This window comes from Pseudomonas sp. HC1(2025) (genome assembly GCF_058742075.1).
Genome location: NZ_CP196017.1, coordinates 1930775 through 1953165 on the forward strand (window position 1 = coordinate 1930775; position 22391 = coordinate 1953165).

At 58.2% G+C, this 22391-nt stretch carries 22 protein-coding genes, 1 tRNA gene and 1 pseudogene; 16 read left to right on the plus strand and 8 right to left on the minus strand.

Going from position 1 to position 22391, the window contains the following annotated elements; translation table 11 throughout:
* Nucleotides 1-41: 41 nt before the first annotated feature.
* Together ACSSVH_RS08630 and ACSSVH_RS08635 are read left to right on the plus strand one after the other, a co-directional pair.
* On the plus strand, nucleotides 42-347 hold the full coding sequence (locus ACSSVH_RS08630; protein WP_169953510.1) for a hypothetical protein: 306 nt from the start codon (nucleotides 42-44) through the stop codon (nucleotides 345-347).
* Between the two features lie 147 nt (nucleotides 348-494).
* A complete protein-coding gene (locus ACSSVH_RS08635) occupies nucleotides 495-809 on the plus strand; it encodes an I78 family peptidase inhibitor (protein WP_169953511.1) in 315 nt (104 codons plus the stop codon).
* A gap of 71 nt (nucleotides 810-880) precedes the next feature.
* Here ACSSVH_RS08635 and ACSSVH_RS08640 read toward each other — a convergent pair whose 3' ends face one another.
* Both ACSSVH_RS08640 and ACSSVH_RS08645 read right to left on the minus strand, forming a co-directional pair.
* On the minus strand, nucleotides 881-1093 hold the full coding sequence (locus ACSSVH_RS08640) for a cold-shock protein (protein WP_003234260.1): 213 nt from the start codon (nucleotides 1091-1093) through the stop codon (nucleotides 881-883).
* Between the two features lie 289 nt (nucleotides 1094-1382).
* Complete coding sequence (locus ACSSVH_RS08645) at nucleotides 1383-1694, minus strand: hypothetical protein (RefSeq protein ID WP_169953512.1); 312 nt, start codon at nucleotides 1692-1694, stop codon at nucleotides 1383-1385.
* Between the two features lie 350 nt (nucleotides 1695-2044).
* On the opposite strand from ACSSVH_RS08645, the gene thrS reads away from it, so the two are divergent.
* From thrS to ACSSVH_RS08690, 9 genes are all read left to right on the plus strand, one after another.
* Nucleotides 2045-3967: a threonine--tRNA ligase gene (gene thrS, locus ACSSVH_RS08650; RefSeq protein WP_169953513.1), complete on the plus strand. Its 1923-nt coding sequence runs from the start codon at nucleotides 2045-2047 to the stop codon at nucleotides 3965-3967.
* Nucleotides 3967-4518 carry a translation initiation factor IF-3 gene (infC, locus tag ACSSVH_RS08655; protein ID WP_169851780.1) on the plus strand — a complete coding sequence of 184 codons (552 nt, stop codon included), beginning with the start codon at nucleotides 3967-3969 and terminating at the stop codon, nucleotides 4516-4518. Before thrS ends, infC begins: the two co-directional genes overlap by 1 nt.
* A 60-nt stretch (nucleotides 4519-4578) precedes the next feature.
* A complete protein-coding gene (gene rpmI / locus ACSSVH_RS08660) occupies nucleotides 4579-4773 on the plus strand; it encodes a 50S ribosomal protein L35 (RefSeq protein ID WP_002553160.1) in 195 nt (64 codons plus the stop codon).
* A 29-nt stretch (nucleotides 4774-4802) separates the two neighbouring features.
* Entirely contained in the window at nucleotides 4803-5159 is a 357-nt protein-coding gene (rplT, locus tag ACSSVH_RS08665; RefSeq protein WP_003174975.1) for a 50S ribosomal protein L20, read from the plus strand.
* A gap of 108 nt (nucleotides 5160-5267) precedes the next feature.
* Nucleotides 5268-6284, plus strand: coding sequence for a phenylalanine--tRNA ligase subunit alpha (gene pheS, locus ACSSVH_RS08670; protein ID WP_169953514.1), 1017 nt, complete (start codon nucleotides 5268-5270; stop codon nucleotides 6282-6284).
* Nucleotides 6285-6310: 26 nt separating this feature from the next.
* Nucleotides 6311-8689: a phenylalanine--tRNA ligase subunit beta gene (gene pheT / locus ACSSVH_RS08675; RefSeq protein WP_492634358.1), complete on the plus strand. Its 2379-nt coding sequence runs from the start codon at nucleotides 6311-6313 to the stop codon at nucleotides 8687-8689.
* A 3-nt stretch (nucleotides 8690-8692) separates the two neighbouring features.
* Nucleotides 8693-8995, plus strand: a complete 303-nt coding sequence (gene ihfA / locus ACSSVH_RS08680; protein ID WP_002553164.1) for an integration host factor subunit alpha — start codon at nucleotides 8693-8695, stop codon at nucleotides 8993-8995.
* Complete coding sequence (locus ACSSVH_RS08685; RefSeq protein WP_003174972.1) at nucleotides 8976-9332, plus strand: MerR family transcriptional regulator; 357 nt, start codon at nucleotides 8976-8978, stop codon at nucleotides 9330-9332. The genes ihfA and ACSSVH_RS08685 overlap by 20 nt, the downstream gene beginning before the upstream one ends.
* A 90-nt stretch (nucleotides 9333-9422) precedes the next feature.
* Nucleotides 9423-9499, plus strand: a tRNA-Pro gene (locus ACSSVH_RS08690).
* Between the two features lie 69 nt (nucleotides 9500-9568).
* Here ACSSVH_RS08690 and ACSSVH_RS08695 read toward each other — a convergent pair.
* From ACSSVH_RS08695 to ACSSVH_RS08705, 3 genes and pseudogenes are all read right to left on the minus strand, one after another.
* Nucleotides 9569-10681, minus strand: a pseudogene (locus ACSSVH_RS08695) (tyrosine-type recombinase/integrase).
* Nucleotides 10567-10968, minus strand: a complete 402-nt coding sequence (locus tag ACSSVH_RS08700; RefSeq protein WP_492634359.1) for a hypothetical protein — start codon at nucleotides 10966-10968, stop codon at nucleotides 10567-10569. The pseudogene ACSSVH_RS08695 and the gene ACSSVH_RS08700 overlap by 115 nt, the downstream one beginning before the upstream one ends.
* A 592-nt stretch (nucleotides 10969-11560) precedes the next feature.
* Nucleotides 11561-11884 carry a hypothetical protein gene (locus ACSSVH_RS08705; protein WP_492634360.1) on the minus strand — a complete coding sequence of 108 codons (324 nt, stop codon included), beginning with the start codon at nucleotides 11882-11884 and terminating at the stop codon, nucleotides 11561-11563.
* A gap of 287 nt (nucleotides 11885-12171) precedes the next feature.
* Here ACSSVH_RS08705 and ACSSVH_RS08710 point away from each other — a divergent pair, with 287 nt between their 5' ends.
* A complete protein-coding gene (locus ACSSVH_RS08710) occupies nucleotides 12172-12528 on the plus strand; it encodes a helix-turn-helix domain-containing protein (protein ID WP_492634361.1) in 357 nt (118 codons plus the stop codon).
* Nucleotides 12529-12577: 49 nt separating this feature from the next.
* On the plus strand, nucleotides 12578-12772 hold the full coding sequence (locus ACSSVH_RS08715) for a hypothetical protein (protein WP_492634362.1): 195 nt from the start codon (nucleotides 12578-12580) through the stop codon (nucleotides 12770-12772).
* Nucleotides 12773-12856: 84 nt separating this feature from the next.
* On the opposite strand, the gene ACSSVH_RS08720 is transcribed toward ACSSVH_RS08715, so the two are convergent.
* The 3 genes from ACSSVH_RS08720 to ACSSVH_RS08730 form a co-directional block, all read right to left on the minus strand.
* Complete coding sequence (locus tag ACSSVH_RS08720; protein WP_492634363.1) at nucleotides 12857-13510, minus strand: acyltransferase family protein; 654 nt, start codon at nucleotides 13508-13510, stop codon at nucleotides 12857-12859.
* The gene (locus ACSSVH_RS08725) at nucleotides 13423-14004 is read right to left on the minus strand and encodes an acyltransferase family protein (RefSeq protein WP_492634703.1); all 582 of its coding nucleotides are present in this window, start codon (nucleotides 14002-14004) and stop codon (nucleotides 13423-13425) included. Before ACSSVH_RS08725 ends, ACSSVH_RS08720 begins: the two co-directional genes overlap by 88 nt.
* A 216-nt stretch (nucleotides 14005-14220) precedes the next feature.
* A complete protein-coding gene (locus tag ACSSVH_RS08730) occupies nucleotides 14221-15846 on the minus strand; it encodes a hypothetical protein (RefSeq protein ID WP_492634364.1) in 1626 nt (541 codons plus the stop codon).
* 670 nt (nucleotides 15847-16516) lie between these two features.
* Here ACSSVH_RS08730 and ACSSVH_RS08735 point away from each other — a divergent pair.
* Genes ACSSVH_RS08735 through ACSSVH_RS08745 form a run of 3 tightly spaced genes read left to right on the plus strand, consistent with a single transcriptional unit; the run spans nucleotide 16517 to nucleotide 22304 of the window.
* Nucleotides 16517-17683 (plus strand): efflux RND transporter periplasmic adaptor subunit, encoded by a 1167-nt coding sequence (locus ACSSVH_RS08735; RefSeq protein ID WP_170057835.1) that lies wholly within the window; start codon nucleotides 16517-16519, stop codon nucleotides 17681-17683.
* Nucleotides 17680-20856: an efflux RND transporter permease subunit gene (locus ACSSVH_RS08740; RefSeq protein ID WP_492634365.1), complete on the plus strand. Its 3177-nt coding sequence runs from the start codon at nucleotides 17680-17682 to the stop codon at nucleotides 20854-20856. The genes ACSSVH_RS08735 and ACSSVH_RS08740 overlap by 4 nt, the downstream gene beginning before the upstream one ends.
* A complete protein-coding gene (locus tag ACSSVH_RS08745) occupies nucleotides 20853-22304 on the plus strand; it encodes an efflux transporter outer membrane subunit (RefSeq protein ID WP_170043469.1) in 1452 nt (483 codons plus the stop codon). The genes ACSSVH_RS08740 and ACSSVH_RS08745 overlap by 4 nt, the downstream gene beginning before the upstream one ends.
* Nucleotides 22305-22391 lie beyond the last annotated feature (87 nt).

Genomic DNA, 22391 nt, shown 5'->3' on the forward strand with positions numbered 1-22391 from the left:
GTGCGACACTGGTACTTTGTTTAATTGCCAGGACAAGCCACGTGCACATCGATTTGACCAACCCCAAGAGCCTCACATTGGAAGCCGTTCGCCAAATGATTGCCAGTGCCAGCGACGACCAGCACACCCAATTGCGGGTGACCAAGGCTGGTATCGCCTATATCTCCTCCTGCGTGGTGGGCGGGATGGACGTCAACGGCCTGTTGTTTCGCCTGGAGACCTGGGCGGCAGGGTCTGGCTATGTGGGCCGGATAGCGGCCAGTGATGAGGTATGGGTGACACAGATTTATAACGCGCTGAAACAGAATTGGCCGAATCCGCCGTTTGACTACATCGACGTCTACTGACACTTGTTCATATCTGGTGACGAATGATTCATCCGGCCGTAGGGCCGAGTCAGGCAGACTCGCTTACGGCCAATTGTGACAATTCTGAAACCTATTGGCCAAATCACGGTCGCACGATCTCTGTCCATTTTTATCATAGGAGGCTTCATGCCTTGGAAGCTCGCATCATTCGGTACTTTGTTGGCGGCAACCGTCCTGGCGGGCTGCAGCACTTCGGGTACCTCTGAGCCGGCCAAAGACACGGCTGCGGCTGTTCATACACGCTGTGAATCGAAGGCTGCGGAGTTTGCAATCGGGCAGAAAGCCTCGCCGCAATTGCTGGAGCAGGCCCGTACCCGCGCAGGTGCGCAGAATGCACGCATTCTCAAGCCCAACGATATGATCACCCTTGAATACCGCTCCGATCGCCTGAACCTCAATACCGATGACAACCTGGTGATCACCCGCGTCAACTGCGGCTGATAACGCAGCGCTTTTGTATCGCCCATAAAAAACCCCGTCACATGGACGGGGTTTTTTAGCTCAGCGGAGAATTACTCGCCGCGAACCTGTGCAGCTTGCATACCCTTTTGGCCTTTCTCAGCCACGAAGGAAACGGTTTGGCCTTCTTTCAGGCTTTTGAAACCGTCGCTTTCGATAGCTTTGAAGTGTACGAACAGGTCGTCACCGCCACCTTGAGGAGTGATGAAGCCGAAGCCTTTTTCATCGTTGAACCATTTAACGGTGCCGGTTTGGCGATTAGACATGGTGTATCTCCAAGAAACATATATTTTCAGTAGTACTGTGCTGCTCAGGCCAACTGGGCACACTGGGCTATCATAGTCGAAATGTTCGGCTTGGGAGCCCCCCCAAGGCACTGTTTGCTAATCAATCGCGTTTTCTTCAGTGCCCTGGCTGGCTGTAAGCCCCGGTTTACGGGGCTTTAGCACGAAATATCCGCTAGTAAAAAAAGCCGTAAAAGCTGTGTAAATTGTGCGAAATAGCAGTTTTCACAGGGTTTTCAGGTCTTTTTGATGGACTGAATTCTCGTCGTGCTTACTTTTTCTTTACGACCTTGCAGGACGAAATAGCCGCGACTGCTTTGTTTCTAAGCTCCGGGCTGGCGTTCTGGTTGGTCATCAGCTCCTTGATTTCCGCGGTGCTCAATTCTGCGTTGATCTTGTCCGCGCCACATTCGCAATGGGCTTTGGCGGTTTTGGCATCAACGTTCTGGCTTGCAGCAGCGCTGCAGTCCTGAACAAAGCTGTCCCGGGCGCCGGCAGGCCAGTTGGAGGGCGCGGCGGCTTGTGCGCCGATGGAGAACAGGGCCAGGGAAGCGGCAAGGGCGAAGATCGAGGTGCTGCGCATGGTTAGATGCTCCTTGAGTCGATATGACGAACGGCGATTTTCAGTGTGTTTGAGGCCCGTCGTACAGCCCAAGTTCACTTTTGGCTGCAAAAGCCTGGAGTTTGTCGCTACAAGGCGGTAGGGCAGCGCCATGACCGTTCATCTGTGCTAGCATCCACGACCTGGCTTTTTTCATGCCAGGCTTCTTTTGTTTAACTCCAGTCACTCTGGTTCGATTATCGGTTGGCCGAAAGGCTCCTGCCGCTGTAAGGCAGGCGCTCAGCAATGAGCGGCCTGGTGTTGGATCTTGTACTGGCTCATCCCAACCCACGTGACCTTTGGTAGGGGTCACCACTAGGAGAGGAGGCGCCATGCCAACTATTACTCTTCCCGACGGCAGTCAACGTTCATTCGATCATCCGGTTTCCGTAGCCGAGGTCGCCGCATCCATCGGTGCAGGCCTGGCCAAGGCCACCGTGGCCGGCAAGGTCGACGGCAAGCTGGTTGATGCCAGCGACCTGGTCACCTCCGATGCCAGCCTGCAAATCATCACGCCCAAGGATCAAGAGGGGCTGGAGATCATTCGCCACTCTTGCGCGCACCTGATTGGCCATGCGGTCAAGCAGCTGTACCCCACCGCGAAGATGGTGATCGGCCCGGTCATCGACGAAGGCTTCTATTACGACATCGCCTACGAGCGTCCTTTCACTCCGGACGACCTGGCAGCCATCGAACAGCGCATGCACGCACTGATCGAGAAAGATTACGACGTCATCAAGAAAGTCACGCCGCGCGCCGAGGTGATCGACGTGTTCACCGCCCGTGGCGAGGACTACAAGCTGCGTCTGGTGGAAGACATGCCGGACGAGCAGGCCATGGGCCTGTATTACCACGAAGAATATGTCGACATGTGCCGGGGTCCGCACGTGCCGAACACGCGCTTCCTCAAGTCGTTCAAACTGACCAAGTTGTCCGGTGCCTACTGGCGCGGCGATGCGAAGAACGAGCAACTGCAGCGGATCTACGGCACTGCCTGGGCTGACAAGAAGCAGCTGGCTGCCTACATCCAGCGCATCGAAGAAGCCGAAAAACGTGACCATCGCAAGATCGGCAAGCGCCTGAACCTGTTCCACCTCCAGGAAGAAGCGCCGGGCATGGTGTTCTGGCACCCGAACGGCTGGACCCTGTACCAGGTGCTTGAGCAATACATGCGCAAGGTTCAGCGCGAAAACGGCTACCTGGAGATCAAGACTCCGCAGGTCGTTGACCGTAGCCTGTGGGAAAAGTCCGGGCACTGGGCCAACTACGCCGACAACATGTTCACGACCCAGTCGGAAAACCGCGACTACGCCATCAAGCCGATGAACTGCCCGTGCCATGTGCAGGTGTTCAACCAGGGCCTGAAGAGCTACCGCGAGCTGCCGATGCGCCTGGCCGAATTCGGTGCCTGCCACCGTAACGAGCCATCAGGTGCGCTGCACGGCATCATGCGCGTGCGCGGCTTCACCCAGGACGACGCCCACATCTTCTGCACTGAAGAGCAGATGCAGGCCGAGTCCGCCGCGTTCATCAAGCTGACCATGGACGTTTATCGCGATTTCGGCTTTACCGAAGTGGAAATGAAACTGTCCACTCGTCCGGAAAAACGCGTTGGCTCCGACGAGCTGTGGGATCGCGCCGAAGCTGCACTGGCCGCAGCGCTAGACAGTGCGGGCCTTGCGTACGATCTGCAGCCGGGCGAGGGCGCGTTCTACGGTCCTAAAATCGAGTTCTCGCTGAAAGATTGCCTTGGCCGTGTCTGGCAATGTGGTACCTTGCAGCTCGATTTTAACCTGCCGATCCGTTTGGGAGCCGAATACGTCTCCGAAGACAACAGCCGTAAACACCCGGTTATGCTGCACCGGGCGATCCTCGGTTCGTTCGAACGGTTCGTCGGGATCCTGATCGAGCACTACGAGGGCGCTTTCCCTGCGTGGTTGGCTCCGACCCAGGCAGTGATCATGAATATCACTGATAAACAGGCCGATTTTGCCGCTGAAGTTGAAAAAACACTCAACGAAAGCGGATTTCGTGCCAAGTCCGACTTGAGAAATGAAAAGATCGGCTTTAAAATCCGCGAGCATACTTTGCTCAAGGTTCCCTATCTTTTGGTTATCGGAGATCGGGAAGTCGAGATGCAGACTGTCGCTGTGCGTACTCGTGAAGGTGCTGACCTGGGCTCGATGCCCGTCGCCCAGTTCGCTGAGTTCCTCGCGCAAGCGGTTTCCCGGCGTGGTCGCCCAGATTCGGAGTAATTATTATTAAGCGTGAAATGAGACAAGATAAACGAGCTGCACCGAAAGCCCCGATCAACGAGAATATCTCGGCACGCGAGGTTCGGTTAATTGGGGCTGAGGGTGAGCAGCTTGGGATTGTGTCAATTGAAGACGCGCTTCTTAAGGCTGAAGAAGCCAAGCTCGATTTGGTGGAGATTTCCGCCGATGCTGTACCTCCTGTCTGCAAGCTGATGGACTACGGCAAATCGATCTTCGAAAAGAAGAAGCAGATTGCCGCAGCCAAGAAGAACCAGAAGCAGATCCAGGTTAAAGAAATCAAGTTTCGTCCAGGGACGGAGGAAGGGGATTACCAGGTAAAACTGCGCAACCTGGTACGTTTCCTGAGTGATGGGGACAGGGCCAAGGTATCCTTGCGATTCCGCGGCCGTGAGATGGCCCACCAGGAGCTGGGTATGGAACTCCTCAAGCGGGTTGAAGCTGACCTGCTGGAGTACGGTTCCGTCGAACAGCATCCTAAGATGGAAGGACGCCAGCTGATCATGGTCATCGCCCCGAAAAAGAAGAAGTAATCAATAGGGCACGGCAGGCCTTCTGATTATGTTTATCAACTGAATGCGGAGTATCCGAACATGCCAAAGATGAAGACTAAAAGTGGTGCTGCTAAGCGGTTTCTGAAAACTGCTAACGGTATCAAGCACAAGCACGCTTTCAAGAGCCACATCCTGACCAAAATGTCGACCAAGCGTAAGCGTCAACTGCGCGGTAGCAGCTTGCTGCATCCGTCTGACGTGGCAAAAGTCGAGCGCATGCTGCGCCTTCGTTAATTTTGGATCAAGAATAGAGGAAGTAACTCATGGCTCGTGTAAAGCGTGGCGTCATTGCCCGTAAGCGTCACAAAAAAATTCTGAAACTCGCTAAAGGCTACTACGGCGCGCGTTCACGCGTATTCCGTGTTGCCAAGCAAGCGGTAATCAAGGCAGGCCAATACGCCTACCGTGACCGTCGTCAGAAAAAACGTCAGTTCCGCGCTCTGTGGATCGCTCGTATCAATGCTGGTGCTCGTGTTAACGGTCTGTCCTACAGCCGTTTCATCGCTGGCCTGAAAAAAGCGTCCATCGAAATCGACCGTAAGGTTCTGGCTGAACTGGCCGTGAACGAAAAAGCGGTGTTTGCTGCGATTGTCGAGAAAGCTAAAGCCACCTTGGCTTAAGTACCCCCGACAGTCACCCTGGGCTACGCCGTAGTCCAAGGTGGTAAACGTCATAAATAGGGGAAGAGCCTTCAAGCTCTTCCCCTATTTTGTATCTGGAGTCTGTACATGGAAAACCTGGACGCGCTGGTCGCTCAAGCTCTTGAGGCTGTGCAAAGCGCTGAAGATATCAATGCCCTGGAGCAAATCCGGGTTCACTACCTTGGCAAAAAAGGTGAATTGACTCAGGTGATGAAGACCCTGGGCAATCTGCCGGCCGAACAGCGCCCGCAAGTCGGCGCGCTGATCAACGTTGCCAAGGAGCGTGTCACAGAGGTTCTCAATGCGCGCAAGGCGTTGTTCGAGGAGGCCGATCTTGCGGCCAAGCTCGCCGCCGAGTCCATTGACGTGACCCTGCCTGGCCGCGGCCAGACCTCTGGCGGTCTGCATCCGGTTACCCGGACTCTGGAACGTATCGAGCAGTTCTTTACCCACATCGGCTACGGCATTGCCGAAGGCCCTGAGGTCGAAGACGACTATCACAACTTCGAGGCGCTCAACATCCCAGGCCATCACCCGGCCCGGTCGATGCACGACACCTTCTATTTCAATGCGAACATGCTGTTGCGCACCCATACCTCGCCGGTACAGGTCCGCACCATGGAATCGCAGCAGCCGCCGATCCGCATCGTCTGCCCAGGCCGTGTGTACCGTAGCGACTCCGATATCACCCACTCGCCGATGTTCCACCAGGTCGAAGGCCTGCTGGTTGATCGCGATATCAATTTCGCCGACCTCAAAGGCACCATCGAAGAATTCCTGCGGGTGTTCTTCGAAAAAGAGCTGGCGGTACGTTTCCGCCCGTCCTACTTCCCGTTCACCGAGCCATCCGCCGAAGTTGATATGGAGTGTGTGATGTGCAGCGGTAAAGGCTGCCGGGTCTGCAAGCAGACTGGCTGGCTGGAAGTCATGGGCTGCGGCATGGTTCACCCCAACGTGCTGCGCATGTCCGGGATCGATCCAGAAGAATTCTCGGGCTTTGCCTTCGGCATGGGCGTCGAGCGTCTGGCCATGCTGCGTTACGGCGTGAACGACTTGCGCCTGTTCTTCGACAACGACTTGCGGTTCCTCGCGCAATTTCGCTAGTCGTAACGAACCTTTAGGAGAGCAGGATGAAATTCAGTGAACAATGGCTGCGTGGTTGGGTAAGCCCGCAGGTAAATCGCGATGAGCTGGTTGCTCGTCTGTCGATGGCCGGTCTTGAGGTCGATAGCGTTACGCCGGCCGCCGGTGTTTTCAGTGGCGTGGTAGTGGGCGAGGTGCTGAGCACCGAGCAGCACCCGGACGCCGACAAGCTGCGTGTGTGCCAGGTCAGCAATGGCGCGGAAACTTTCCAGGTCGTGTGCGGTGCGCCAAACGTGCGCCCGGGCCTGAAAATCCCGTTTGCGATGATCGGTGCCGAGCTGCCCGGTGACTTCAAGATCAAGAAAGCCAAGCTGCGTGGCGTCGAGTCCAACGGCATGCTGTGCTCCCAGTCGGAGTTGCAGGTTGGCGAAGGCAACGATGGCTTGATGGAGCTGCCGGCTGATGCGCCAGTGGGCCAGGACATCCGTGTCTATCTGGACCTGGAAGACGCCAGCATCGAAGTCGACCTGACTCCGAACCGCGGCGACTGCCTGTCCCTGGCGGGCCTGGCCCGTGAAGTCGGTGCGCTGTACGGCGTGCCTGTCACGCGTCCGGTAGTGACAGCGGTCCCGGCAGTCCACGACGAAGTGCGTTCCATCGAAGTGCTGGCACCAAACGCATGCCCGCGCTACCTGGGTCGTGTCATTCGCAATGTCGACCTGTCCCGGCCGACCCCGCTGTGGATGGTCGAGCGCCTGCGTCGTGCCGACGTGCGCAGCATCGATGCCGCTGTCGACATTACCAACTACGTGATGCTGGAGCTGGGTCAACCGCTGCACGCCTTCGATCTGGCCGAGATCAACGGTGGGATCCGCGTGCGTATGGCCGAGGAAGGCGAAAAGCTGGTCTTGCTCGATGGTCAGGAAGTCACCCTGCGCAGCGATACCCTGGTGATTGCTGATCATTCCCGCGCCCTGGCCATTGCCGGTGTGATGGGCGGTGAGCACAGTGGTGTGTCCGCGACGACCCGTGACGTGTTCCTTGAAAGCGCGTTCTTCGACCAGATCGCTGTGGCAGGCAAGGCTCGTTCTTACGGCTTGCACACCGATGCCTCGCACCGCTACGAGCGTGGCGTGGACTGGCAACTGGCCCGTGAAGCCATGGAGCGCGCCACCGGCCTGCTGCTGGAAATCACCGGCGGTGAAGCTGGCCCGATCATCGAGACGGTCAGCGAGCAGTATTTGCCGTCGATTGCACCGGTGACGTTGCGCGCTCAGCGCGTCGAGCAAATGCTCGGCCTGGTGATTGAAGAGGCGCAAATCGTGCGCCTGCTGACCGGTCTGGGCCTGGGCATCAGCGCTGATGGGGAAGGGCAATGGCGTGTAGAAGTGCCAAGCCATCGCTTCGATATCAGCCTTGAAGTCGACCTGATCGAAGAGCTGGCCCGTCTGTACGGCTACAATCGCCTTCCGGTTCGTTACCCGCAAGCGCGCCTGGCCCCGCAACCCAAGACCGAAGCCCGTGCACACCTGCCTGAGCTGCGTCGCCTGCTGGTCGCCCGTGGTTATCAGGAAGCGGTGACCTACAGCTTCATTGATCCCAAGCAGTTCGAACTGTTCACCCCGGGTGTCGAGCCGCTGTTACTGGCCAACCCGATCTCCAACGACATGGCAGCCATGCGCTCGTCCCTGTGGCCAGGCCTGGTGAAAGCACTTTCCCACAACCTGAACCGTCAGCAGGACCGCGTGCGCATGTTCGAAAGCGGCCTGCGCTTTGTCGGCCAACTGGACGGCCTGAAGCAAGAGCCGATGCTGGCTGGTGTGGTCTGCGGCAGCCGTTTGCCGGAAGGTTGGGCGCAGGGTCGCGACCCAGTGGACTTCTTTGATGTCAAGGCGGACGTGGAAGCGGTGCTGGGCTTTGCCGGCGCGCTGGATGCCTTCGCGTTTGTCCCTGGCAGCCACCCGGCCTTGCATCCAGGCCAGACTGCGCGCATCGAGCGCGAAGGTCGCCTGGTCGGTTTCGTCGGTGCGATCCATCCTGAACTGTCGAAAACCCTCGGTCTCGACCGTCCTGTGTTCGTCTTCGAGTTGGTGTTGGCTGAAGTCGCTGTGGGCAAGATGCCTAAATTCAGCGAGCTGTCGCGTTTCCCGGAAGTGCGTCGTGACCTGGCCCTGGTGGCGGATCGTGATGTCGCGGCCAGCGCCGTGCTGCAAGTAATCCGAGAAAATGCAGGCGAATGGCTGACGGACCTCAGGCTATTTGACGTCTATCAGGGTAAAGGCATTGATCCGCATAGAAAAAGCCTTGCAGTTGGCTTGACCTGGCAGCATCCATCGCGCACTCTTAATGACGATGAGGTGAATACCACGACGCAAAATATCCTCACCTCGCTCGAACAAAGGTTGAACGCCACGTTAAGGAAGTGACGTATGGGGGCTTTGACGAAAGCTGAGATGGCGGAACGTCTGTACGAAGAGTTGGGTCTGAACAAGCGCGAGGCCAAGGAATTGGTCGAGCTGTTTTTTGAAGAAATCAGGCACGCTCTGGAAGACAACGAACAGGTCAAATTGTCCGGTTTCGGCAATTTTGACCTGCGGGACAAACGCCAGCGGCCTGGCCGCAATCCAAAAACGGGAGAAGAAATCCCGATCACGGCTCGCCGTGTGGTCACCTTTCGTCCAGGGCAGAAGTTGAAGGCCCGAGTTGAGGCTTATGCTGGAACCAAGTCATAACGACGAGCTACCCGTCATCCCAGGCAAACGCTACTTCACCATTGGTGAAGTCAGCGAGCTCTGTGCGGTAAAACCGCATGTGTTGCGCTATTGGGAGCAGGAGTTTCCTCAACTCAACCCCGTCAAACGCACCGGGAACCGTCGGTATTATCAGCGACAGGATGTGCTGATGATCCGACAGATCCGCGCGTTGCTGTACGACCAAGGGTTCACCATCAGCGGCGCACGCCAGCGTATGTCTGGTGATGAAGCCAAAGACGACACCACCCAATACAAGCAACTGATCCGCCAGATGATCTCCGAATTGGAAGATGTACTGGTGGTTTTGAAAAAGTGAAACAAGCCTTTAAAATACTTCCACATTTCAAATGCTTGCGGTATATTCCTGATCGCTTCGTTATGAAGCGAACCCAGTTTCACGCCTAGTCGGGGCGTAGCGCAGTCCGGTAGCGCACTAGCATGGGGTGCTAGGGGTCGAGTGTTCGAATCACTCCGTCCCGACCATATTTTTCAATGACTTAGCCCAACTTTAGCGAGTTGGGCTTTTTCATGCGTAGGGACTTTTGCGGGGGATCATCCCGTTTTTCTCCTCAAGATTGTCAGCGCCGGCCCGCGAGAGTCGGTTGCAGATACTTTGTTCGCAGCTTCAATCAGATGCTGCAGCTCCGGGGTAGAATAGTGGCTCGTAATGCTGCCGTTCTTATGCCCCAACAACGCTTTGCGATCTTCCTCTGTCATGCTTGCTGCACGTAGCCTTCTGCCAAAGGTGTGTTTCAAGTCGTGCATCCTGATCGATCTGAACCCAGGGTGTGCTGGCGCCTGGTGGTTCTTTTCCCACTTGTCCGCTGCGCGCCCCCTGGCTTTCTTCCAGGCCGAGTCATTCATGCGATGCATTGCCGTTGGCCCGGACTGATCTGGTTGCCCGTTCGGGAACACCAGGTCTTTGTGCAGGCCGCGCTGCTTGTCGATGATCGACATGGCCACCTTGTTCAGAATCACCAGGCGGTCATCGCCATTCTCCACCCCAGCTTTCTCACTCCGCCCGCCGAACCCGGCAGGTATCAGAAACACGCTGGTGTTCAGCGCCGGCACGCGTATCTCCCAATCCCACCGCAATTTGCAGACTTCCCCGGTGTTCACTTTGTAGAGGGCTATCCTCAAAAGGTGGTCCGGCAGCTCGGCGAACAGCATTGACTGCTCATCCCATGACAGCGGGTAAGGTTTCCTGCTGGACTTCTTTTCTTCCATCATCGATATCATCGGCACGCTTTCCAGCCACGGCCGCTTTTCTGCATCCCGCTACTTGCGGTGGCATAGGTTCAAGATCCTGACGACTCGTTGTAGGGCGATGTTCACCGTCCTGTTCGATACGCCTGGCTTGACCTTTCCCTGTGCTGTCCTGGTCGGCAGATCGCCGATGTACGGGTCGAGCTGTTCAATGTGCGATATGGATAGCGCAATCGACGCCTGATCTTTGTACTCAACTAGGAGTCGGGTTGTGGCTGCGCGCCAGGTACGAACCTCGCGCACGCCGTAAACCTTCTCCTGGCGCAGCTTTTCCAGCCGATGGATCAAGTACTGCTCGGCTTCTTCCCTCTCACTTGTTCCAGTGCTTTCTTGAAGTCGGCAACCTCTGACGACTCTGTCGATGTGCCAAATCCCGTTCCTCTCGTAGAGGCCCGACATTGTTTTTCGCGCCATTGTTTTGCTCCTTGGCGCCCACTGCGGGGCGGATTGTTGTCCTGATCGACCTGTTTTTCAATCGCCATGGCTTCGACGTAGGCGTCTGCCCACTGGTCCAGCTCGTGGCGGTCAAAGCCAGCGGCCTGTTTTCCAATGGGGAATTCACGGACGTGAGGGCGGACGGTGTTTTTGAAAACCTCTCGGCACAGGCCGAGATATGCGGGTGCTGCGGAAGCGCGGATGAAACGCGGCGCGGTCTCTAGGACCGTCGCCAGCTTTGTGTTGGCCATAGAAATACCTCACCAGGCTGTCGCCGGCTGGTGCTGTTGTGAGTGGTTAGGTGTTGAGTTGGGGTGGTCTCGGCTGTGCAGATAGCTGGCGCCAGAGTCCATCGGGAATTGAAAACCGGCTAACTTTCTTTAAGTCTGTGCCGATCGGTTAGTAAACTTCATCGATCGCTACGGAGTGCGTTGATGAAGTTGCTAAGTTTTTTTATAGATCCATGGTTTTGGGTTGGTGTACCTGCTTTGGTTCTTGGTTTGTTGTTCACATGGCCAACCCTGCTTGGGCTTGGCGCCTCGCTGCTTGTTTGTTCATTTGTCAGCAGGTAAAGGAGAGATTCCATGAGTGCCTACTGGAATGAAGTAGCGGGTTTAGTCCGGCAAGTCGCGAGTGCTATGCCCATTACTGGGGATCGATCTGCGAGGTTCCCGTGCTGTTAAAGAGCGGCGGGTCTTGTGAGGCCCATCGCAGCCCCTGAAGCGCTGCGATGGAGTGAATACGTGCCAATGGTTCATATCGGTCAAGTATCAAAAGTACATGTTTTATCGTAGGCACAAAAAAGCCCGCTCAGTGGCGGGCTTGCTTATGCTGTGTGGTGGGTCAGCCGCGTCTCGCGCCTGCTAATTTCCCGTATTTGGATTCGTACTTATAGAGCATGTCCAGGCACGTCCACTGGATATTGTCCCTAACCGCCGGTACTGGATTAGCATCGCGGTCTCCCCAGCAAAGCTCTATCTCGTGCTGCGCATGTTCTTGATCGGACATTGGTCCAGAAATCCATGCGACCGCAAAAATGACACCAAAAAGGGCGACGGTCGCGACGATCCCCAAGAGCCATTTCGGTTTTTTACCCTGGCCCGGCGACTGGCTGATAGCTGTCCCCGAAACGCGACTTGCTCCAGACTGGTTGGTGCGATTGATCATCAAAATTCCTTAAACAGCATTCCATGCGGCACGAAGATGGCTCATAGCATACCGCCTCGCCAAACAACCCGCCCAATGATACGTACTTCGTTTATTTCGCCATCGCGCAGCGTTTCATCGCCATAGCGCGTCTTGTCGGGGTTGTCGCTACGGATGATCCATCCATCAAAATCAGACTTAACCAAGCGCTTAACGATCGTTCCTTTTGACTGGCTCTGCATGGCGAGTATGTACTTTCAGTTCTGGCACAAAGTGTACCGCAAGTTCATATTTGGCGCGGAGGCCTTATGCGGCCGCTCAAGAAATCGATTGACGATGCTGGTGGTGTTCCGTCTGTGGCCTTGGCCTGCGGGAAAACTCCGCGCGCTATCTACAAGTGGCTTGTTGCCGACGCATTGCCGCGCACCGAGTACACAGGCGAAACCCAATACGCCAAGGAGCCATTACCAATGGCAGATGAAGATCGCTTAAACGAAAAACACGTCAACCAGATGAAAGTCCTGCTGGATGAAAAGTATCTCGGCCTTCTGGACTACGCCGTGCAGATCCACGGCACGAAAAAATCCGTGCTGGCGTGTGAAGTCTTCAAGTCCTGGCTGCTTGACCTTGTTGGTAATTCTATCCGCGACGACCGCGCAGCTTGAAGCGAAACCGTAGGTACTCAGTAGGGACCGCGTAGGGACTGGAGGCGATATGCCAGAAGAAAAAGGCATGAAGCTTGGGGAGTTACTTGATCCAGATGAGATTCGACTGTTGGAAGCCGAGGCGGCGAAACGGGGAATGAACCCCGCAGAGCTGGCAAAGCTTGGAATCCAGCAGGAGCTGACCAGACGGACCAGACCAAGAGCCATGACAGGAACGATTCAAGCGTTCCGCAAGAAGCACTGAAACACCAAATTCCAGGCACAAAAAAACTACCGGACGAGGGTGGCTTTTTCTACAGCACCTCAGCGAGACGAATCATGACAAACATCATTCAATTGACAAGTCCCGAGGGTTGGTTCGCTCTCGATCCGCTGCCGCAACCATGTCGCTGACCCGGGATTCAACCCCGCACTTGACGAATACAAGCGAGGCCGAGGCGCCAACTATAAGAACCAGGGCCGCGTAGCAGGCGAGGTGCGGCAATTGAGAGAGCGGTACCTTGATGGTCCGAGAAGGCTTTTCCACCAGGTACAGAGACGCAAAACCAAGAATCACAGACGCAGCAATCCCCGCGGCTACGACTGGGGCGTTGTTCGCCATGCCGTAGTAGCCGATCAAAACCACAACCGGCCAATGCCAAAGGTAGATTGAATACGATGCTTCACCGATCCAGCCTGCTATTTTGTTGTTGGTGACGATCGAGGTTTGATCTGCCGCGCAGACCATCAGGGCGGTACCCAGCACCGGGAGTAGCGCCAGCCAGCCGGGCCAAACATCTGCCGCTGTGAAAAACCAGACACTGGCCGCGATCATGATCAGGCCAATGATGCTGGCCGACTGCTTGTGAGATTGCTTCATTTGCACAGGGAACAAGTAGACAAGGCCACCAACGATCATTTCCCAGGCGCGGGCAGGGAGGGTATAGAAAGCCGTGTTCGGGTAGTGCGTGCTTGCGTATAGGCAAAGTGCGAATGAGCCCACGCCGAGCGCAACCAGTAGGATCCTGGTGGTGTTGAAGTTGAACGCTTGCGGGCTGCAAGGATGATCAGTGGGTATACCATGTAGAACTGCCATTCAACGGACAGTGACCAGGTATGAAGCAACCATTTCTCATGTGACGCCGTATCGAAGTAGCCGGCATCCTTCCAGTAAACCATGTTCGATAGAAAGGCGATGCTCGATGCCCCGTGCTTGCCCAGCTCTTTATAGTCGCTCGGGATCAGCAGGAACCATCCGCCAACTAGTAGTGCCAGGCACAGCACGGCTAGGGCGGGGATGATCCGCTTGGCGCGCGACAGGTAAAAGCCGATAAGGCGAAATTTCCCAGCGTCGGTCTGCCGGAAGATAATACCGGTCATGAGGAAGCCGGATATCACGAAGAAGATATCTACCCCGGCGAACCCGCCAGAAAAGCCCTTAACACCAAAGTGGTATAGGACCACGGCAATGACCGCTATGGCGCGCAGGCCGCTTATGTCAGACCTGAAGCCTGTATTTTTGGTTTACATGACTTCCCTTTCTCCGGCGTAACCGGGGGCAAATTGATATCGAGCCGAATTCTCCAAGCGAATACTATCCTGTGTCAGGGGGGACGCGTTTCTTGGGTAGCGTTTTAGCAAGGCGCGAACGGGATGAAGAGGGATAATGCGAAGGGCCCAGGCTGAAATGCCTGGGCCCTTTTTTGCGGGGCTTTATTCTTTCTCTATTACCGTGAACCTGAATGGGAACCCGGTATTTTTTGCTTGCAGTATTTCGCCTTCCACGAACACGTTTAGCCGGTCATCGGTGATTGATGTGTTTGTGATTTTGCGTGTCGTCTTGTCGGCGAACTGAACGGTGTTCCCGATCTTGTAGGCAGCAGCATTTTCAGGCGTGTTGTGCAGGAAGAACCCCGGCCACCGCCTTGCAATGCCGTTTGCCCAGTTAGGGTCGGTGACATAGTAGGACGTGTCTTCTTGCATACATGTGACCGTTCCCGCCGAGGCCGTCACCATGTCTTTCGGAAACAATGCAGCCCAGCCTATCGGGTACAGAGCAACGGTGACATTCCCCGCAGCATCCGCAGGCAGCAGCGATGCCGAGCAAAGCTGATCCTGAAAGCTCTCTGCACCAGCGATTGATGTGCGGGTCGTCTTGCCTTCAAACAACCAGCCGATGTTGGCCAGGTACAGCGCGGCGAACGAAGCCAGGCACAGTGCGCCCAGAACACGAACTGCCTTGCTGCCGCGCAGAGCCGAGCCGGCGAGCACCAGGAAGGAGAAGGTAACGATTATGTTCAGCCCCATGAAGTAGCGGTCTGGGAATGTTCCCGCGTAACCCCCAAGAACTTCTGTCAGGTTTTTGCGCATATACACGGTGAAGAATGCATAAATCACGTATGCAATTGCACACATGGAAATGAGGCTTTTGACCTCTCTGGACTTTTCCTTTGTCAGCAAGACGGCGAACAACGCTAGTAGCAGCAACGACAAAATCACAACGATGGTGTCGGTGAGCTGGTTGTAGAAAGGAAACACGAACGGATATATGAAAGACCGCGCAAGGCTGACCTCGATCAGGCTTTCAAATCTAAAGTTGCCGATAACGCCTTTGGCTGGTGAGGCAATCATTCTAAAAAAGATGAGAGCGCCAATGACAAGGCAGCCAGCCGTTACAGCGCCATACTTCTTGATCCACTTCTTGATATCACGATCAATCAGCGTGAAAACAGAAAACGCCAGGGTCAGCACCAGGCACACCGGGTTCGTCGAGGCGCAGAGCAGCAGTGCTATATCTGTAATTGGGGTCGCTTTGGTGCTTCTGCTTTTTGCGAACATCAGCAGCGTAGTGATGAACACAAAGTAGAACCCAATGTTCGATATCTTTCCGAACACCTCGCCCGAAGAATCCCCCAGCGGGATCATCAGCGTGGGGAGAAACACCACCCAACGGATTGCTGTCGGCAGAAACCCTTTCGTGACGTAGTAGCAAAGGACGCTTACTGAGGCGTAGAAAAAGTAAGACCAGAAGGATAGTGCTTGTGGGTAGCAGGCCAGCTTGTCACCACAGAAAACATCAGATGCCAGGGTCGCCAGGTAAACGAACAGCAGGTTGCCCCAGACAAAGTAGTCTGTCTTGGCATTGACTATGGTGTACCACCAGCCCTTGGTCATGGCCGTCCCGAGCCATACCCCATCCTCTGTGTAGGCAATGTTGTTTGTCAGCGGCTCAAGGTTCCTGAGCGTCAGGACCAGCCCTGCAACAACGAGCATTGCGATAACGCCAAGGACTGATACCGCCCTGGTGCTGGAAATTAAGTCTCTGTAGCGGCTCTGCATTTATGGCTCCATGTTGTGAAGAAAGTCCCTTGATTGGCTGCCAGGGCTTCGATTTTGATTTCGGCGGATTCTACAAGCGAACGATAGGGATGTCAGGGTTGATACGATTTAGGGGGGGATAGTTCGGCAGAACGCCGGGGCGTAGGGACTTTCTGACTGAAAGTCAGTAGGGAGTTTTGCGGGGATTTATGAAGCCTTGCCCTACCTTGTTAGACGTCGATTGCAGTGGGCGTCCACCTAAGGCGTTGCTATTTAAGGGTTTTCATGACTCCCGCCAGCATGGGTGCTAGGGGTCGAGTGTTCGAATCACTCCGTCCCGACCATATTTCCTGACTAAAGTCAGACACTTAAGCCGATCAGCTAGATCGGCTTTTTTGTGCCTGCGCAAAACCCGCGCAAAACTATCCGGCATCTCTTGAGCCTTCCATCCCTTATAACAACCGCCTCCTCCCGATCCTCCTTGAGCGCGCGCGTCAGATATCTCTCATCGATCTGCGTCTAGCCCCTGCAGCCGCGCACCCGAGATTGCATGTGCTCGAAAATCACCCCGCACGCTCAAGCCTCAAACAAACCCCACCTGTCATTTTCATAACACTTGACCTTCCCCTCATGGCAAGCCGGATAAAACCTCAAGTGTTGGTTTGTCCTGAAAATTACAAGGAGGTACACGATGTACGGCAAGCGAATAACCCTGGGCGCCGTGGCGATAGCTGTCGTGTTCACGCTGGGTGGCTGTAAGGAGAGCGCGCCTGTGGCTGATGCCGCCAAGCCGCCTGGTGTGCCGGTGGCCGAGGTGGTTGCGCAGCCGGTGACTCCGTTTGTCGAATACACCGGTTCCTTGACCGCGATTGAGCAGGTTGAGCTGCGCCCGCGTGTCAGTGGTTACCTGCAACAGGTCAGCGTGCCCGAAGGCCAATCCGTGGCCAAGGGCAGTCTTTTGTTTGTGATTGACCCACGGGAATTCCAGGCCGCGCTGAACGCTGCCAAGGGGCGCTTGCGTGAGGCGCAGGCCAACGCATTGCTGGCCCAGGCCGAGCATGGCCGAGCCGAGCAACTGTTCGCCAAAAAAGTGGTGGCGCGTGATCGGCTCGACACTGCCATTGCTTCGCTGAACGCCGGCAGGGCCCAGGTTGATGCCGCCAGGGCAGCGCTGGACGCCGCCCAACTGGATTTGAGTTACACCCGTGTCACCGCGCCCATCAGCGGTCGCGTGGACCGTGCCCTGGTCACGGAGGGCAACTACGTCACCCGTGGGGTGACGCCGCTGACGACGATCGTCTCCATTGACCCGTTGCATGTGTATTTCGATGTCGATGAACGCACCTACCTGCGCTCGCTCGCCGCGACTCGGGAGGATGCCGCGTCCAAGGGGGAAAAGGCCGCCAAGGTCATGGTGGCGATGCTTAACGATGCAAACTATGCGCGGGCCGGGCGGGTGGACTTCCTGGCGAATGCGGCCGACCGCAAGACCGGCACAGTGCGTGCGCGTGCAGTGGTCGATAACCCCGACGGGCGCCTGACGCCGGGGCTGTTCGCCAAGGTCAAGCTGGACACCGGCGCGCCGCAACCCCGGGTGTTGGTGGCCGACCACTCCATCGGCACTGACCAGGGTCGCCGCTATGTATTGGTGGTCGGCGCAGGCGACAAGACCGAATACCGCCCCGTCGAGCTGGGGCCGATGGCCAACGGCCTGCGGGTGATTGAGCAGGGCCTGCAGCCGGGTGAGCGCATTGTGGTCAAGGGGCTGGTGCGCCCCGGCATGCAGGTGACGCCGCTGGCCGCCAACATCGACGGCGCGCCGTTGGATGCACCGCTGGTCATGGGGGGCGTGCAATGAGCTTCCCACGCTTTTTCATTGACCGGCCGATCTTCGCCATCGTGCTGTCGGTGTTGATGATGATCGCTGGCATCGTGGCCTTCTTTCATTTGCCGCTCAGCGAATACCCCGCCGTGACGCCGCCCACCGTGCAAGTGACCGCATCCTATCCGGGCGCCAACCCCCAGGTGATCGCCGAGACGGTGGCGGCGCCACTTGAGCAGGTGATCACCGGGGTCGAGGGCATGCTGTACATGACGTCGCAATCGGCGACCGATGGCCGCATGATCCTGACCGCAACCTTTGCCCAGGGCACCAACGCGGACATGGCGCAGATCCAGGTGCAAAACCGCGTCTCGCGGGCCCTGCCGCGTTTGCCCGAAGAGGTACAGCGCCTCGGCGTGGTCACGCAGAAGACCTCCCCGGACATCCTCATGGTGGTCCACCTGCTGTCGCCCGACCAACGTTACGACCCGCTCTATATCTCCAACTATGCCTACCTCCAGGTGCGCGATGAGCTGTCGCGGATTCCGGGGATCAACGACGTGCTGGTGTGGGGTGCGGGCGAGTACAGCATGCGTCTGTGGCTCGACCCGGACCTGATCGCCGCCCGTGGCTTGACCGCAGGCGACGTGATCAGCGCCGTGCGTGAGCAGAACGTGCAAGTGGCGGCCGGCTCGGTCGGCCAGGCGCCTGACTCCAGTGCGGCATTCCAGGTCACGGTCAATACCCTCGGGCGCCTGACGGACGAGGAGCAGTTTGGCGACATCATCATCCGCACCGGCGATAACGGCCAGGTGACGCGCCTGCGCGATGTGGCCCGTGTGGAAATGGGCGCCGATGCGTACGCGTTGCGCAGCCTGTTGGATGGCGAGCCGGCCGTTGCCTTGCAGATCATCCAGAGCCCGGGCGCCAACGCGCTCGATGTGGCGCAGGCGGTGCGCGATACCATGCAGCGCCTGGAGGCCAACTTCCCCGAGGGGATGGTGTCGCGGATTGCCTATGACCCGACAGTGTTTGTGCGTGCATCGCTGGAGTCAGTGGCCATCACCCTGATGGAAGCGATCCTGCTGGTGGTCCTGGTGGTGGTGGTGTTCCTGCGTAACTTGCGCGCATCCCTGATCCCGTTGATGGCCGTGCCGGTGTCGATTATCGGCACCTTCGCAGTCATGCATCTGATGGGCTTTTCCCTCAATACCCTGTCGTTGTTCGGCCTGGTGCTGTCCATCGGGATCGTGGTCGACGATGCAATCGTGGTGGTGGAGAACGTCGAGCGGCATATCGAGAACGGCGAGGAGCCGACGCAGGCTGCGCGACGAGCGATGGGCGAGGTGACCGGGCCGATCATTGCGATCACCTCGGTACTGGCTGCGGTGTTCATCCCCACGGCCTTCCTCAGTGGCTTGCAAGGTGAGTTTTATCGGCAGTTCGCGCTGACCATCGCGATTTCCACGATCCTGTCGGCGGTCAACTCCCTGACCCTCAGCCCGGCACTCGCCGGACTGTTGCTGCGCCCGCGCGGTGCCGCCGTGGTACATGACCCGCGTAGCCTGCGCGGCCGTGCCGCGCACCTGGTGCAGGTGCTGAGCCGGCCGTTCCAGCGGGCACCGCAGGCGTATGGCAACACGGTGCGCAAGGTGGTGGGCCGTCGCGGCGTGGCGCTGTTGGTTTATGGTGGGTTGCTGGCGCTGACCTGGTTCGGCTTCAGTGCTGTACCGGCGGGCTTCGTACCGATGCAAGACAAGTACTACCTGGTAGGCATCGCCCAATTGCCCAACGCGGCCTCCCTGGATCGTACCGACGCAGTGGTGCGGCAAATGTCGAAAATCGCCCTGGATGAACCAGGGGTCGAAAGCGTGGTGGCATTCCCTGGGTTGTCGGTCAACGGTTTCGTTAACGTACCGAATGCCGCCGTGATGTTCATCATGCTTGATCCGTTCAAAGAGCGTACCTCTGCGGACATGGCGGCGGTTGCCATCGCCGGGCGCCTGCAAGCCAAGTTCGCAAACATTCCCGACGGTTTCCTCGGCGTATTCCCACCGCCGCCAGTGCCCGGCCTTGGGGTGACCGGCGGCTTCAAGCTGCAGGTCGAGGACCGTGGCGGGGTCGGGCTCCAGGCTCTGGTGCAGCAGACCCAGGTGCTGATGACCAAAGCCACCGAGTCGGGCCAGGTCGCTGGGTTGATGACCAGCCTTGACGTCAACGCGCCTCAGTTGAATGTCGATATCGACCGCACCCAGGTCAAGAGCCAGGGGGTGCGGCTGGCCGATGTGTTCGAGTCCTTGCAGGTCTACCTCGGTTCGCTGTATGTCAACGACTTCAACCGTTTCGGCCGCACCTACAAGGTGACGGCCCAGGCCGACGCGGACCATCGCATGCAGGCCGAAGCCATCGGCCGCCTGCAAGTGCGCAACGCGGCCGGGGACATGCTGCCGTTGTCGGCGTTTGTCACCGTCACACCGAGTTCCGGACCCGATCGGGTGATTCACTACAACGGCTACCCCTCGGCCGACATCTCCGGCGGAGCGATGCCGGGGGTCAGTTCGGGGCAGGCCGTCGCGCTCATGGAGCGCCTGGCGCAGGAGGTGCTGCCCGAGGGCGTGACCTTTGAATGGACGGACTTGACCTACCAGCAAAAGCTCGCCGGGTCATCGGCCCTGTTTATTTTCCCGCTGTGTGTGTTGCTGGCCTACCTGATCCTGGCCGCGCAGTACAACAGCTGGCTGCTGCCCCTGGCGGTCTTGCTGATTGTGCCCATGTGTCTGCTCAGCGCGATCATTGGCGTCTGGTTGGTGGACGGCGACAACAACGTGTTCGTGCAGATCGGGCTGGTGGTGCTGGTGGGGCTGGCGGCGAAAAACGCGATCCTGATTGTCGAGTTTGCCCGCAGCCTTGAAGCCGAAGGCGCCAGCCCGCTGGAAGCGGTTATCCACGCGTGCCAACTGCGTTTGCGGCCGATCCTGATGACCTCGCTGGCGTTCATCGCTGGCGTGGTGCCGCTGGTATTTGCCAGCGGAGCCGGGGCCGAGATGCGCCATGCCATGGGGGTTGCGGTGTTTGCCGGGATGCTGGGGGTGACGCTGTTCGGTCTGTTCCTGACGCCGGTGTTCTATGTGGTGATGCGCAGCCTTGCCCTGCGTTTGCAGCGCAAGGGCGCGAGTCCCAAGCTGCAATTGGAGGAGAGCGCGTCATGAGATTGGCCTATCAAGCGTTTCTGTTGTCGTCGCTCCTGGTGACTGGCTGCACCGCAGTCGGGCCCGATTATTCCGCGCCGGTGCTGCCCGCCGCGCAACGGCCGGCGAGCTTCGGCGCACCCATCGCCGGTCTCGGTACGGGCGATGTCGAGGTGCAGTGGTGGCGTGTGTTCGATGAGCCGGCCCTCAGCCAACTGATCCAGCAGGCGCTGGCGGCCAACCACGATATCGGCATCGCCACCGCGCGGCTCGACGAAGCCAAGGCGATGCTGCGCGAGAGCCGCCAGGGCTTCTTGCCCAGCGGCGGTGCCGCGTTAGGGTATGAGCACCGACAGCGCAGCGAAGTCGAGACGCCGTCCGGCCAGCAGCGCTCCCTTGAAACCACGCGCGCAGCGCTGGATGCCGCCTGGGAAATCGACTTGTTTGGCCGCGTCCGGCGCTCGGTGGAGGCCGCGCAGGCCCAGGCGGGCTCGCGCCAGGCGTTGCTACGCAGCGTACAGGCGAGCGTTGCCGCCACGGTTGCCGCGACCTGGTTCGAGCTGCAAGGAGTCGAAGCCGAGCAGGCGGTGGTGGCGGACATCAGTCAAAGCCAGCGCGACAGCCTGGGCCTGGTGGAGCACTTGGTCAGTGTGGGGGCCGCCACCGAGTTCGATCGGCTGCGAGCCGAGGCCTTGCTGCGCAATGTCGAGGCGGTCGCCCCCGGCCTTGAGCGGCGTCGCGCAACCACTACCAATGCACTGGCGGTCTTGCTGGGGCAGGCGCCGCAAGGGTTCAAGCCACCGCAGGCCAGGCCCGGTCGTGAGACCTTGAACCTGCGCACCCTGCAGGTGGGCGACCCGGCCGGCTTGCTGGCCCGGCGCGCCGATATCGCCGCAGCCGAACGTGTGCTGGCGGCCGAGACCGCGCAGATCGGCGTGGAAACAGCCGGTCTGTATCCGGACATCCAGGTGCAGGGCTCCATCGGCCTGCTGGCCGGAAGCCTCGGCGCCTTGGGCGATTCGGGCATGCAGTCGAACTTTATTGCACCAGTCATTCGCTGGTCGCTGCTGGACACTGGGCGCGTACGTGCGCGGATTGCCGCCAGCGAGGCGCGCACCCAGGCGGCATTGATCAGCTACGACCAGACCGTATTACGCGCCCTGCAGGAAACCGATGACGCGTTCCAGGCCAACAGTGCGGCGGGCAGCACCCTGGGCCTGCGACTGCTGGAGGCGGCGGCCAATCGCGAGGCGGCGAGGTTGGCCCGCACGCGCTTCACGGACGGTGAGGGGGTGTACCTGGACGTACTGGAGGCAGAGCGCGCGGACTTCACCAGCCGCCGCGCACTGACCGTGGCGCGCACCGAGCAGCGCTTGGCGGTGGTCGGCATCTACAAGGCGCTCGGCGGTGGCTGGCAGATCTGCGAGCAGGCGGGGCAGGTGTGCAGCGGTGCTGCGGCGCTGCGTTAGACGCCGTTGTTGTACGCAAGCGCTGTGCTTGCGGTGTTCGGCGAAGGACGGCTAGGCGGCAGATTTCCTGGCGCAGGCCACCATTTA

Bases quoted from the DNA above. Each gene is read 5' to 3' on its own strand.
- rpmI (WP_002553160.1), top strand. From the start codon at position 4,579: ATGCCAAAGATGAAGACTAAAAGTGGTGCTGCTAAGCGGTTTCTGAAA.
- ACSSVH_RS08645 (WP_169953512.1), bottom strand. From the start codon at position 1,694: ATGCGCAGCACCTCGATCTTCGCCCTTGCCGCTTCCCTGGCCCTGTTC.
- ACSSVH_RS08745 (WP_170043469.1), top strand. From the start codon at position 20,853: ATGAGATTGGCCTATCAAGCGTTTCTGTTGTCGTCGCTCCTGGTGACT.
- ACSSVH_RS08700 (WP_492634359.1), bottom strand. From the start codon at position 10,968: ATGGCCAACACAAAGCTGGCGACGGTCCTAGAGACCGCGCCGCGTTTC.
- ACSSVH_RS08735 (WP_170057835.1), top strand. From the start codon at position 16,517: ATGTACGGCAAGCGAATAACCCTGGGCGCCGTGGCGATAGCTGTCGTG.
- rplT (WP_003174975.1), top strand. From the start codon at position 4,803: ATGGCTCGTGTAAAGCGTGGCGTCATTGCCCGTAAGCGTCACAAAAAA.
- pheT (WP_492634358.1), top strand. From the start codon at position 6,311: ATGAAATTCAGTGAACAATGGCTGCGTGGTTGGGTAAGCCCGCAGGTA.
- ACSSVH_RS08635 (WP_169953511.1), top strand. From the start codon at position 495: ATGCCTTGGAAGCTCGCATCATTCGGTACTTTGTTGGCGGCAACCGTC.
- ACSSVH_RS08710 (WP_492634361.1), top strand. From the start codon at position 12,172: ATGCGGCCGCTCAAGAAATCGATTGACGATGCTGGTGGTGTTCCGTCT.
- thrS (WP_169953513.1), top strand. From the start codon at position 2,045: ATGCCAACTATTACTCTTCCCGACGGCAGTCAACGTTCATTCGATCAT.
- ACSSVH_RS08740 (WP_492634365.1), top strand. From the start codon at position 17,680: ATGAGCTTCCCACGCTTTTTCATTGACCGGCCGATCTTCGCCATCGTG.
- ACSSVH_RS08640 (WP_003234260.1), bottom strand. From the start codon at position 1,093: ATGTCTAATCGCCAAACCGGCACCGTTAAATGGTTCAACGATGAAAAA.
- ACSSVH_RS08730 (WP_492634364.1), bottom strand. From the start codon at position 15,846: ATGCAGAGCCGCTACAGAGACTTAATTTCCAGCACCAGGGCGGTATCA.
- ihfA (WP_002553164.1), top strand. From the start codon at position 8,693: ATGGGGGCTTTGACGAAAGCTGAGATGGCGGAACGTCTGTACGAAGAG.
- ACSSVH_RS08715 (WP_492634362.1), top strand. From the start codon at position 12,578: ATGCCAGAAGAAAAAGGCATGAAGCTTGGGGAGTTACTTGATCCAGAT.
- ACSSVH_RS08685 (WP_003174972.1), top strand. From the start codon at position 8,976: ATGCTGGAACCAAGTCATAACGACGAGCTACCCGTCATCCCAGGCAAA.
- ACSSVH_RS08705 (WP_492634360.1), bottom strand. From the start codon at position 11,884: ATGATCAATCGCACCAACCAGTCTGGAGCAAGTCGCGTTTCGGGGACA.
- pheS (WP_169953514.1), top strand. From the start codon at position 5,268: ATGGAAAACCTGGACGCGCTGGTCGCTCAAGCTCTTGAGGCTGTGCAA.